Origin of the sequence: Chloroflexus sp. MS-G, assembly GCF_000735195.1 — a bacterium.
Taxonomy (GTDB): Bacteria; Chloroflexota; Chloroflexia; order Chloroflexales; family Chloroflexaceae; genus Chloroflexus.
The window spans coordinates 1-12348 of the sequence record NZ_JPIM01000125.1 but is presented as its reverse complement, the minus strand read 5'-3'; the positions used below and the strand labels follow the sequence as shown (position 1 = coordinate 12348).

Genomic DNA, 12348 nt, shown 5'->3' with positions numbered 1-12348 from the left:
GATCTTAACACAGCAAAAAATGGTCGGAGAAAGCTGAGGAATGCCGACTATCGTGCTCTATTCAGAGATATACGCTGTGTGTCTATGAAACCTTATTTTGAGATATTTTCACAACACTTGATTAGTCCGTATTCCCATAACTGATGTGGTGCATCGGGTGGAGAAGAACGGCGGGCGAAAAGAGGTTGTAGAGAAAGAGTTTGTAGATAACGCTGCAAAGTTTGATAGGGAACTGCGTGAACCGATTGGGGGTATAGTTTAAATCGATAAAATAAATGATAATCGAGGATACCAAATCGCTTACAGAGAAAATACAAACGCCGACGTAGCTGCAAACGATACCTCCAACGAATATAATGGCAAATATTGAAAAAGATCAGTCCGTCTGGTTTCGAAATACGGGCAAATTCAGTAATAATATGAAGGACCGACCGATGATTCGGTATATGTTGAAAGACACCAAACGAAAAGATGAGATCGAAGCTCTGATCTGGTAAGTCGATTCTATCTGGCTGTAACAACAGAAAGCGTGTCTGTGGCAAATGGGCATGAAGCTGACGCGCTTTCTGTATTAGACTTTCGGCTACATCGACGCCAACATACTCATCGAACAATGTACGAAAAGCTGGTGCTAACCGGCCAATCCCACAACCAAAATCAAGTACACGGTTAAACTGCTTGGGATACCCAATTTGTGACATTTCCTGGTGAAGCTGTTCTACCTGAACGTAGCCGGTCTTCCAGAAAGCACTTAAATCCCAATTGCTGATACCCGTCATTGCCCAAAAAGGATCGAGCCTACCAAGCGCTTCCCACTGTTGTCGATTATAGTTCATGTTCATAGAGAATCTTCGCAAATAGCAAAATTGCCAGAACAAAGGATTCATCGCCATGCCGTATTATGCAGAGGGTCAACTGTTGAGAAGGTCAACGATAACATTCCCAAAGCGCACGCCAATCCGTCTGTAGGTATTTACAGCTTATAAACATACAGCGTGCATACAGCATTCGCCTGAATCATGACATCTTCAGAGAAAACATGCGATAGTAAAATCTCCGTGAACCTGAGTGAATTTTTTCCTTACTCAATGGTTGAGGAACAAGTTGCGTGCACAAGAGTTATGCAGATTACCAGCGTACCCTACTCTTGTTTTGCTGAAAAGGATGAATTGGCGTTACCCCATCCTCCTCTCCAGTGCGCACTGCACACCACCAACAGCCAGAAACTAAACGCCAGATCAGGCCAGAAGTAGAAAGCATCGACGAGGCCGTGCATCAGTGCACCAGCTAGTGTCGCCGCAGCACCGATGCTCAGTGGCGAGGGAGAGCGTACCGGCGCACGCAGAATACGCCACCCAGCCCACCCCAGCCCGATGAAGAGTAGTGGCCCGCCCCGGAGCAGGAGATCAAGCACAAGGTTGTGGGGATGCGCTGTGTAGATTTCGTTGGTGTTGAGGAGCGTCGGATCGATGTAGCGTTGGTAAACGATCAGGAACTGGTCGAGACCAATACCGAACGGATGGTCGATCAATATGGCCAGCGCCGCACGCCAGGTTGCCAGCCGGATAGTGCTACTGCCGGTAAATAGACTGAGTCGTTCAATACCGAGGATGGTCACCGTCGCGACAATCACTGCCACGACAAGGCCCATCCCGATGATGAGCCGAGAACGGATACGCGGCGTCGCAGTGAAGAACAGAAGCCCACTCGCGGCTACTAATGCTCCCAAGTACGCACCACGTGAGAAGGAGGCCATCAGAGCGGCGAACGATAACACTGCGATACCGGCCAAGATGATGGTTGACCAGCGCCAACGCTGCTGCCACGCGCCCCACGCCAGTGCCACAGCTAGCGGCCAAACCCGCCCCATCGCTAAGCCAAGATTGTTGGGATGTCCGTACAGACCGGTCGCCCGTACCACGCCCTCGGTGGCAACCAGATCGGCGCCGTGGCTAATTTTGGTACCGATGAGTGCTGTCAGGTCCATACCGCCAAATTGCGCCAGCGCTACCAGTGCTGAGACAGCGCCACCGGCCAACCAGCCGAGCAGGACTGGGTAAAACACAGCCCGACCCTGCCGTTCGTGCCACCAGAGTAAGCCGATAAAGAGCAGTGGCTCGATAATCATCCAGCGCAGCTCACGCAGGGCCGGTCCACGTACCTCGGCAATGAGTACCCCCCAGAACCCACCGAGCAGCACCAACCCGGCCGGAAGCAGTGCCCATATTGTTGTCCGTAGAACCATAAAACCCGGCCAATGCAACTGCCGCCAATCGCGCAGAATGGTCGCAATTGTCGTCGTCCAGAGGACAACTTCATGCAACGGAAGGTAGATACCGCTATCACGAATGCCAAAACGGGCATCGAAAATACCTTTTGGCAGGAGGTATAACGGAACAGTTATCGCAACCCAGCGGAGTGCCAGATCGGGACGGGCAATGCTCAAACCGAGAAAGGGGAGAAAGCCAAGTATCGTTATGGGAAGCTGCGCCGATGCCCGGTACGCAATCGCCAGCGTGAATCCTTGCAACGCAAAGACGATCCATTCGCGTCGTTCGTCAGCGATCTGCCGCCAGTGGCGCAAGAGGTGATCAAGTATCTGGAGGGTGGTGCGCATCGTGAGCGCACCCATTACTGCAAGAGCTGCCACAAGAATGAGCGGCCCATAATCACCGAGCGTTCGCCATGGCAGGTCACGAATGATGGCAAAACCGGTTGGCGGTGTTTCACCGTTCATCTCAATCGTGTGCAACGTATCGGCCAGACCGTGAATTGCCTGACCATTCATCAGTGTCTCTTGACCATCGATGACAACGTTCGTGAGCTTGCCACCGTGCAACTCAATACCGGTGCCAACAAAACGGAGCCGCCAACCGCTACTTGTGCGCTCAACAGCCGGATGATCCCAGGTGTGAACACCAACATGGGCCACTGCCGGTGCACGCAGATATTCCTGCACAATCTGGTACGACGGCATAAGCTGCCAGTCACGACTGACCAGAGCGAAATAGGGGGTTGGATCAGCCGGGTCGGGGTCAGCATACCCACCGTAACGCAACATCCAGACGCTCATGACACCCATCCAGGGCCATTCACGACGGGCACGCTCGATTTGGGCAACCAGATACCGACCCTTGGTCTCTTCATCGACCGGTGGTCCCCAAATGAAACGTCGTTCTAGTGGAATATCATCCGGTGCCGCGTTGTAGCCAAACTCTGTCACCCATACCGGTGTTGCCAGATCACCGTGGCGTTCCATAACCTCGCGCAGCAAGACGACACGACTGACATCGTTGCGCGTATCAATAGGATGGCGCCAATTCCAGTTGTCACGTCCACGTAAAAAGATATAGCGATGCTCGGTTGGCGGCTGACCCAGACCGTAATTTTGCGCGGCCATTATGTCGAAATACGCTGCCCCACCCAACGTATAGATCGCATCAAGATATTCGAGTTCGGTCATCGGTGCCCGCGGATCGAGACCATCGGTTGGCGCCAGGCCGGGGAAGAGAACAATTGCATCGGGATTAGCCGACTTGACCGCTTCGTAACCGACTCGAAGCAGGGCAAGAAAATCTGCCGGTTTAGGATCTTGCCATCCCCATTCGTTCTTGAGGTTTGGTTCATTCCAGACCTGAAAAAAGCGTACCTGACCGCGGTAGCGACGAACCAATGTGGCCAGAAAACGGCCATAGTCAGCCAGATCATCAGGAGGACCGGTTGAATTACCATCAACGGCCAGACCAGCCCGAAACTCTGGGGTTGTACATCCCCGCTCACAGGCCCAGGCAGGAGTACGATCAACCCGCATAATCAACTCGATGTTGTGGGCAACTGCCGAAGCAACGATCCGGTCATACTTGGCCCAGCTTGATACCACCCCAATTGTCGTCTCGTTCCGGCGGTCAGTAAAATCACCGCGTCCGTGAATTTCAATATCTTCCCAGGGTACCTGCATGCGCACGTAGCGCGCCCCTAATTCGCGAGCCAGCTCAAATGTGCGGTCAACTGCTGCCGGATCGGGTTCGAGATGCAGGTTAAACACATTGACCCCCAATGCTGGTCCGTCGCTGTAGGGAAAGGGGGTAGGAATGGGGGAACGAGAAACAATGCCGCGAAAAGCAGCATTATCAAACCAGACGGCAGCACCGAGGGTGACAATCAGCAGCACCCCCAAACCGGCCTGCCAGATAAAATGAATGGTCGTTTTGCGCAACATAGCGCAGAGAGTATAGACGGGTGAGTAAACAATGTCAAGAGAGGCAAATTGATCACAGAGGCTTCAACGTTCTCAGTACCCGTGCTATTGATGATGACCGGCCTACCGCCCTCACTGGGAGAGGAAGGCTCTATCATCTTCCCTCCAGCCCCCGCTTTTACCCTGATGGGAGAGGCAGGACAGATCGGTGCGGTATAATACGCACTGGCGATAACGTAACGAGAGCTCTCTCAGGCAGACTTCTCACCATTTTCACCCTGTTCCGATGAGAAGAGCAGGGCGCGGAAAGCGAAATAGGCGCAGCAGTGTGCGCAGAAGAGGCAGCTTCCTGTTCCGACGAACATCTCCGGCTAACTTTGTTTCCTCGCCGAGTCTATCCGTCGACGTCTTGTAAAACTGTAGTTTCCCCCACGATCCCCCGTGCATGAGGATAGGGGGTCGAACACGACTCACGGCGCACGCGAAACACCGTTGCGGCGTAGGTTGGCTTCGCGCCAAACCCGTACTGCACCACGAATGAAACGGAAGGCGACAAAACCCAGAATCAGAGCAATTATCAGAGCCACCATCGGTAAGAAGATCGCTAGCAGGCTCAGCACAAACGATAGCGCATCTTCCAGAAAACTCACAAAAGGATTAGCAGTACCACCCGTTGCCGCAGTCACCGCCGGGCGGATACTGGTACGCGCACTCTGGGTGCCCGTAGCAGCAATGATCGCAGCCACCGCAACAACTGCTGGATGAATAGAAACGGCATCAGTTGCTGTAGCAAGGGCAACAATCGCTCCAGCAATCGGGCTAATGACCAGACCGATGATATGGAGCACGCTATCGACCGCTGGAACTTTGTCACCGATAAAATCGATCAGCGCCAGGATTGCCAACACAACCATCGTGATTGGATGACTGAGTAGATCAAACGGCTCGCTAAGCTGGATCAGACCCAACCGCGAAAGTACACTGACGGTAAGAAGTGGGAGATAGGCATTGAGACCGGTAGCTGTCGCTAAACCCAGCGAACTCGCAAGTGCAATGATTGTCTCCATACGAATGCTCCAGGGTCACGGATTCCATCAATCGCCGCCTACACCTTACAGAGCGTGTCGGCAAGTCTCGGTGCTCTCACCCATTAGTGAGCAAGCGAGATCGGGCTACTCAAGTTTTTAGTGTCTGTGCTACAAAGCACGCTCGACCTTTCACCCAGTTCTCTGACATACAAAAAGGAGGAAGAGGAGCTTGAGGCAGGTTGGTCACCCACCTCTCCCGCTCACTCCGCTGGCACGAGCTGAAAAGCCCTAGTGTCCCGAAGCGATGTTACTATCACAGCCGGTTGTAAACCAACAACAATCAACAATATTGTAGCTTATGCTGTCATTCACACCACTCCCCTATTAAACGCTCAATGGTAACAAAAAGTTGCAAAGTGATTCGGCCTGCACTCGAGACATCACCACGTGGCGCGATGAATGCCTCGAGACGAAAAGAGAACTGCCATACCTGGCATGAACACAGGTCAGACAAAGTTGTGAGATACTTTTGAGTAACGAGCGCCGCGACACGGCGCACCAGCATCGCCTTGCCATAGAAGCGGTGCGCGAATCGGTCTTCTTTCGACAACGGGATATTTCGGATAGGTTCTAAGAACAGTACCTGGAGATATTATGACCGGTCGAATTCACCGTCGTCCACGATCATCACCTGGCCGACCACACCCGCAGAACTGGCGGCAACGAATTGGTGAAGCGCGTCAAACGTTATCCAACATTCCGGCTGCCTTTCGCCTGGTCTGGCAGGCCGACCGCAAGCATACCACGGTGATGGCAATGATCACGCTGGTAGCAGCAGGCTTACCATTAGCACAGGCGTATGTTGCGCAGCAGATTGTTGACAAAGTAGTTGCAGTCGTACAACAAGGACTCGACCCACTGACCGGTCTGGAACAGACGCTCCCATGGCTGCTGAGTGAGTTTGGATTGATCACAGCCGGGGCAGTGTTCATGCAGCTTCGATCATTGAGTGAGCATATCTTGAATGCACGCTTGAGCAATCTGATTAATGTCACGATCATGCGAAAAGCACTCTTGCTCGATCTCCACTATTTTGAAGACGCCCAATATTATGACAAATTGCAAAATGCACGCCGCGAAACGAACTGGCGTGCTATGGCCATGGTCAACACCGTGTTTAGCGCTATTCAGCACATATTGACATTGATCTCATTCACGACCAGCCTGCTCTGGTTTAGCCCACTGATAGCACTAATTTTGTTTGGTGCGACGATCCCTGCCTTCCTCGCCCAGACTCATTTCAGTCGGCTCCGTTTTCGCTTGCTGACCTGGCATGCACCGGAGTTTCGGCACATGCAATACCTCGAATATCTGTTGACTGTCGATACTGCGGCGAAAGAGGTCAAGCTCTTCGGGCTAGGCGAACCACTGATCGCACGTCATCAAGTTCAGTTCCAGCGCTTCTTTTACGAAGATGCTACGCTGGCCAGGAAACGATCACTGATCAGCATGTGGTGGGGGATAGTCGCTAGCGCCGGTTATTACGCCGCGTATGGCTGGCTGATCTGGCAAACAGGAGCCGGTGTGATCACGATTGGTGCTATGACCTTCTACCTCACCATTTTTCAGCGCAGCCAGTCGGTCGTGCAAACCCTCTTCAGCAATCTGGCTCAGCTCTACGAAGGGGGATTATTCCTAAACAACCTCTTTGATTTTCTCGCTCTGGAGCCACGCATATCAGACGGGCGCAATCTGCCGGTACCTCGCCCGATCCGACAGGGGATCGAATTTCGTAATGTCAGCTTCCGCTATCCAGATCGGGCTGAGTGGGCGTTACGCGACATTAATCTACACATTGCACCGGGTGAGAAAATCGCCCTCGTTGGCGCGAATGGAGCAGGTAAAACGACCCTGATCAAATTGCTGACCCGCCTCTACGATCCAACTGAAGGCCAGATTCTACTTGATGGTGTTGATCTGCGCGACTACAATCTTCATGAACTTCGTCAACGCATCGGGGTCATTTTTCAGGATTTTGTCCGCTATCAGGCTACAGCACGTGAGAACATCGGGTTTGGGCAAATAGAAGAGGTAGCGAATGAGGCAAGGGTTCGGACAGCGGCTGAGCGCGGCGGTGCCGACGAGATATTGCGTCGCTTACCAAACGGCTACGATACGATGCTGGGGCGCTGGTTTGAAAACGGTGCTGAGCTATCCGGTGGTCAGTGGCAAAAAATTGCATTGGGACGCGCTTTCATGCGCGATAGCGAGGTCTTGGTGCTCGATGAGCCAACGGCGGCCCTCGATGCTGAACAAGAGTATGAAATCTTTCAGCGTTTTCGTGATTTAACAGCCGGACGCATCGCAGTGTTGATCAGCCATCGCTTTTCAACGGTACGGATGGCAGACCGGATTGTTGTGCTCGACAATGGCCGTATTATCGAAACAGGCACGCATCAGGAACTGGTGGCAGCCAACAGAATGTACGCCCGTTTGTTTCATCTTCAGGCTGCCGGATACCGGTAATGTTCTTGGGTTGACACGCTCGATGGCAGCAAACATGAGCGCGTTTGAGAAACGCGCTCCGCATAGACTGCTGCGGAATACGCCGGACAACCTTCACCTTTCCCCAGCCCCATCTTCTCCCCTTGTGAAAGAAGATAGTGGAGACAACGAGCGGCTTGGAAAGAGGTACTTCCCAACAACGTTCGTGCAAAACCTTCACCTGCCAACCTGCGCTGCGCCAACTACCGCGCATACGTCTGAATCGTTTCGCCAAAAGCACGCTCGGCAGCGGCAGCTCGTCGGAGCAGATCAGTGACCGATCCTGATTGCGGATCGCTAGCCACCTGGTCGTAGAATGTCGCCGCTTCTTCAAGATAAGCGGCAGCCTGCACCAACGTTGTATCAGCAGCAAATCGCTCGCGCAAAAATGCAGCGTTATCGTGGCGGAACCGTGCTGTGGTGGCAAACAACTCGCCAAGCTGAGCAGCATGCACTCGCTTTTGTTCGATCTTCTCAATCAGTCGTTCAAGTGCAACGACACCCGACGTTAGACCGTACTGATCTGCGCCAAGCGTCACTCGCGCTAATTGCTGCCAGATTGGCCTTAAATCATTGGTCGGCGCAACAGGCGTAAAAACGGTCAGATTGTACCGCCACGGATAGCTAAAAACCGCCGCCTGAGACTCCATTGCGGCTAGCAGTTGTGCGTGAGTTCGATACAAACCGCTTGCTCCTGCCGGATATTGACCAGGCTGACAGGGAGCCGGGGGGATGCAGACTGTCTCGTAAACGAAGAAACCTTGCTGATCGTAGCCAACCAGCACTTCACTATGTCCGATAAAAGTAGACTGATCGTACAATCGCCCCATATCCAGCGCAGCCCGTACCGGATACCCCCGCGCAAGAAATGACTGTGCCGCCGCTATCCATAGATCGGCATCGTCGGTCACGTAGTATTGACGTTCCAGGCCCAGATACGGCGCTGCCACGAGCATGCCGATTTCCGGGTCTTGACCAAAGGGAATGAGCTCATCACTATCGGGAATAGCGGTAAAACCGTAAGTAAAGGCCATCAGCAGATCAATTGCCGGTCGCGGCTGGTGATTCCCGTGCTGAGCAGCAATCATCTGTAGACTGGTTGACTGACAAACCGGCAAATCGGCGGCAATCCAGGGCATATCCTGGAGGGTGCTTGCAGCAGGAGCAGGCTGAATATCGGCTGCGGTCAGGGAACGAGCCTGGTAGGTGCTTTTGTAGTAGTACGCTACCATTGCACTACGCAGCATTGGCCAGCCAATACCGACCCCGATCCCTACGATGACAATAATGCTGCCAATGGTAATGATAATATTACGCCAGCGCACGATGATCCTCGCTTATGCTTCCATGTCTCTACCTCATCGTAGCATAAGCCTGGCGATCCTTACACGATAAAGATATTCATCGGGTGAGATCAAATCTCAACAAATGCTGAGAAACTATCGCTAGCACGAAAGCTAACTTTCGTGACGTTGCCGCAAGAGCTTGATCCGCCGTACCTGATGTTCAGTAGGCGAAGAATCAGATTGCCAACGCGACCGCCGCCATGGAGCACAACATGCGACCAAAAACCAGGCTAGACCGGCAATCACGAGCACTAACAGCCCCTGAACGAGGGTAATGAGACCGGCCACCTCCATAGACGTACCTCCGTAATCTGACGTTGAGGATGATCTTACTCGCAGAATAAGTATATGCTAATAAAAAGATTTTGTAAACCATTAAGTGTGTAAATTCCTCAACGGATGACCATCCACCAGAGGTAACCGGCAATATGGGCCAACATCAAAACCACCATTGTCGCGGCCCCGGCAACAGGCGAATCGGTACGGGTAAGGCGGAACGCGGTATACACCCCAACCGGCAGCGTTATGACAACAGATAGCGCCACGGTAGGCGGTACCAACCATGGACTGAAAAACACCGGCAATCCATAGGCCAGAAGCAGACTCGCCCACCACCACCAGCGAACCTTTTCGTCGTAGATCACGGCAAGCGTGAATTTTCCTACCTGAGCATCGGCCTGCCGGTCTGCCCAGTGCACACCGATAATACAGACGAGTGCAGCAGCAACCACCGGTAGCAACTGAAGGTAGACCCGCAATGACGGCATACCATGCGCACAGGCGTAAGCCATGAGTGGCATGAGCAACCCCCCGAGTAGCGCATTCGTCAACTCACCCCAGCCGCGTCGTTCGAGTGCTATAGGCGGTACCGAATACAACCAGCCACCGAGTAAGCCAAGCACGAGGATCATCCCAGCGACCACGGGGATCGTCCCCGTTATAACCGCCCATACGCCAGAAAGGATGGTTAAGAGACTCACCACCAACGCCGCCTGTAGCGCCAATGCTCGATCCGCGAAACCAGCCGCAATCGCTCCGCTGCCACCAGACATACCGGTGTGACGAGCCAGCGCATCGGTATCGGCATCAGCGTATTCATCGGCGTAATGGGCAGCCAGATTCGCCAGCATCGTCAGCGCTAAACCAACCGCTTGCGGTTGCCAGGCCACTGGCCCATCAGCGGCGGCGATGACAACTCCTACCGCATACGCCAACACACCACTCGGTAGAATAAGCGGACGACTCATCAGCCATAAGCCGTAGAGTTTGGTCAGAGAGAAAGCCATCGCAAACAACCTCTGAAATGTTCCCAGACCATCAAAGAGTGAGAAGATACAGACATTGTATCATCAGTGGCACCTCTAAATCGGCAGCGAGGAGTGAGGAGAGAAGTGCATTTCAACACGCGCTCGCCGAACACAGTCACCCATCATGTCGCGATCCATAGCAGAGGCTATACTGCTACCTGCGCAACAGAACCCTCTCAGCGAATCCTAACCCTCCCTTGAGCAAATCTTGAACTTCGTGCTCCATACTAATACAGGCAAACGTTTTCTTAACCGGAGAGGTGACACGATGCATCGAATGTTTTTCCTGCTGCTCCTGATTCTTGCTGCGTGTAGCCAGACACCCGCCCCAACACCGATGAGCGGGATGGATCACTCAACAATGAACATGCCTTCTGCTGATGTTCCGTATGATGCACTCTTCATCGATAGCATGATCGTCCACCACGAGGGCGCAGTAACAATGGCCCGTCAGGCTTTGCAAGAGAGTCAACGCCCTGAGATTCGGCAACTGGCAGAAGCAATCATTGCTACTCAGGAAGCAGAAATAACCAAGATGAAAGCCTGGCGGCAGATATGGTACCCAGATGTGCCCCCAACTGATGGTATGGGAATGGAGATGGGGCCGATGACGGTTGCTGAAGGCAATGCACCTTTTGACCAACGCTTTATCGAGGCCATGATCCCGCATCATGAGGGCGCTATTGCAATGGCACGTGATGCACTACAAAACGCCGAACATGCTGAAATAAAAGAATTAGCACGTGCTATCATTACAGCCCAAGAAGCCGAGATTAGCCAGATGCGAGAGTGGTTACGCACCTGGTTTAATCAGTAGCAATACACTGGCGAGAAGGTATTCCCGTTTCTTTGCCTGATTTCGCAGACTTCTGGCCCATATCTGGGATAAGTGGGTAAAATCAGTGCAAGCGCAGCATCATACACTGGAGGGCAGACTCGGAACCTGCCCCACCGGTGTGGTGACGGGTATGATCGGCAAGTCATGCTATTCTGGCAGTAGCACGAACGACCAGGTATGAGGTAAAGGGGGCGTGGCTGCCAACAACTGGCGGAAAAGGATTTTTCAGATACACTCCTGGCGAGAAGCATAGCATATGACCGTACCGGTGATCTTAATTGTCGATGATGAGAAGCGCCTGCGCGACCTGGTGGAGCAGTACTTGACTCAGGCTGGCTTTCGGGTCTTCCAGGCTACCGATGGTGTGACCGCACTTACCCAGGCCCGAATACTACACCCTGACCTGATCATCCTCGATCTTATGCTGCCAGGACTAGACGGTTTTGCGGTATGCCGTCACCTGCGCACCTTTTCTGATGCCTATATCTTGATGCTAACTGCCAGAGCAGAGGAGGCTGATCGGATCAGCGGATTAGAGATCGGCGCTGATGATTACCTCGTCAAGACATTTTCGCCACGCGAACTGGTTGCCCGAGTACGAACATTGTTGCGCCGACCGCGGCACACGATGGACAAAGGTACGCCACGAATTATTACGGTTGGCCCTTTGTCCATCGATTGTGATGCGCATACCGTCACATTAGATGGCGAAGCGATCAATCTGACACCATTAGAGTATCGCCTCTTAACGGTATTGGCAACAGCACCCGGACGAGTCTTTTCGCGTGCTCAATTGCTTGACCACGTGTGGGGAAACGACTACTTTGGCGATGAACACGTTTTGGAAGTCCATATTGCGAATTTGCGAAAAAAGCTTGGCGACGATCCAGCACGACCGAGGTTTATCTTTACCGTGCGTAGTGTAGGATATCGATTTGGGGCGCGACCGTGAAGGACTGGCTAGTACTTGACCACACTGATTACTGATGATAAAAGCGACGAAACGTGAGCCGGGCATTGGCCGTGGTGAACCGCCATTGCACGGTAGCCCGGACTTCACGACGGGCTTTTGCCCATGCGTCTACCG

At 53.0% G+C, this 12348-nt stretch carries 9 protein-coding genes; 3 read left to right on the top strand and 6 right to left on the bottom strand.

Annotation, left to right across the window (positions count from 1 at the left end):
- Positions 1–92: 92 nt before the first annotated feature.
- The 3 genes from JE47_RS0117200 to JE47_RS0117190 form a co-directional block, all read right to left on the bottom strand.
- Positions 93–842 carry a class I SAM-dependent methyltransferase gene (locus JE47_RS0117200; protein WP_236631282.1) on the bottom strand — a complete coding sequence of 250 codons (750 nt, stop codon included), beginning with the start codon at positions 840–842 and terminating at the stop codon, positions 93–95.
- A gap of 299 nt (positions 843–1141) precedes the next feature.
- Positions 1142–4219: an O-antigen ligase family protein gene (locus JE47_RS0117195; RefSeq protein ID WP_051871198.1), complete on the bottom strand. Its 3078-nt coding sequence runs from the start codon at positions 4217–4219 to the stop codon at positions 1142–1144.
- Positions 4220–4668: 449 nt separating this feature from the next.
- Positions 4669–5265, bottom strand: a complete 597-nt coding sequence (locus JE47_RS0117190) for a DUF4126 domain-containing protein (RefSeq protein WP_031460938.1) — start codon at positions 5263–5265, stop codon at positions 4669–4671.
- Positions 5266–5880: 615 nt separating this feature from the next.
- On the opposite strand from JE47_RS0117190, the gene JE47_RS0117185 reads away from it, so the two are divergent.
- Positions 5881–7752, top strand: coding sequence for an ABC transporter ATP-binding protein (locus JE47_RS0117185; protein WP_031460937.1), 1872 nt, complete (start codon positions 5881–5883; stop codon positions 7750–7752).
- A 221-nt stretch (positions 7753–7973) separates the two neighbouring features.
- Here JE47_RS0117185 and JE47_RS0117180 read toward each other — a convergent pair whose 3' ends face one another.
- The 3 genes from JE47_RS0117180 to JE47_RS0117170 all read right to left on the bottom strand — a co-directional run bounded on the left by JE47_RS0117180 (position 7974) and on the right by JE47_RS0117170 (position 10402).
- The gene (locus tag JE47_RS0117180; protein ID WP_031460936.1) at positions 7974–9095 is read right to left on the bottom strand and encodes a hypothetical protein; all 1122 of its coding nucleotides are present in this window, start codon (positions 9093–9095) and stop codon (positions 7974–7976) included.
- 132 nt (positions 9096–9227) lie between these two features.
- Positions 9228–9410: a hypothetical protein gene (locus JE47_RS0117175; protein ID WP_031460935.1), complete on the bottom strand. Its 183-nt coding sequence runs from the start codon at positions 9408–9410 to the stop codon at positions 9228–9230.
- Positions 9411–9508: 98 nt separating this feature from the next.
- Complete coding sequence (locus JE47_RS0117170) at positions 9509–10402, bottom strand: prenyltransferase (RefSeq protein ID WP_051871197.1); 894 nt, start codon at positions 10400–10402, stop codon at positions 9509–9511.
- A 289-nt stretch (positions 10403–10691) separates the two neighbouring features.
- Here JE47_RS0117170 and JE47_RS0117160 point away from each other — a divergent pair, with 289 nt between their 5' ends.
- Together JE47_RS0117160 and JE47_RS0117155 are read left to right on the top strand one after the other, a co-directional pair.
- On the top strand, positions 10692–11240 hold the full coding sequence (locus tag JE47_RS0117160; RefSeq protein ID WP_031460933.1) for a DUF305 domain-containing protein: 549 nt from the start codon (positions 10692–10694) through the stop codon (positions 11238–11240).
- A 277-nt stretch (positions 11241–11517) separates the two neighbouring features.
- Entirely contained in the window at positions 11518–12213 is a 696-nt protein-coding gene (locus JE47_RS0117155; protein WP_031460932.1) for a response regulator transcription factor, read from the top strand.
- The last annotated feature ends 135 nt before the right edge of the window (positions 12214–12348 follow it).

Excerpts from the sequence above, each read along its gene's own strand:
- JE47_RS0117200 (WP_236631282.1), bottom strand. The coding sequence starts at position 842 with ATGAACATGAACTATAATCGACAACAGTGGGAAGCGCTTGGTAGGCTC.
- JE47_RS0117195 (WP_051871198.1), bottom strand. The coding sequence starts at position 4,219 with ATGTTGCGCAAAACGACCATTCATTTTATCTGGCAGGCCGGTTTGGGG.
- JE47_RS0117190 (WP_031460938.1), bottom strand. The coding sequence starts at position 5,265 with ATGGAGACAATCATTGCACTTGCGAGTTCGCTGGGTTTAGCGACAGCT.
- JE47_RS0117185 (WP_031460937.1), top strand. The coding sequence starts at position 5,881 with ATGACCGGTCGAATTCACCGTCGTCCACGATCATCACCTGGCCGACCA.
- JE47_RS0117175 (WP_031460935.1), bottom strand. The coding sequence starts at position 9,410 with ATGGAGGTGGCCGGTCTCATTACCCTCGTTCAGGGGCTGTTAGTGCTC.
- JE47_RS0117170 (WP_051871197.1), bottom strand. The coding sequence starts at position 10,402 with ATGGCTTTCTCTCTGACCAAACTCTACGGCTTATGGCTGATGAGTCGT.
- JE47_RS0117160 (WP_031460933.1), top strand. The coding sequence starts at position 10,692 with ATGCATCGAATGTTTTTCCTGCTGCTCCTGATTCTTGCTGCGTGTAGC.
- JE47_RS0117155 (WP_031460932.1), top strand. The coding sequence starts at position 11,518 with ATGACCGTACCGGTGATCTTAATTGTCGATGATGAGAAGCGCCTGCGC.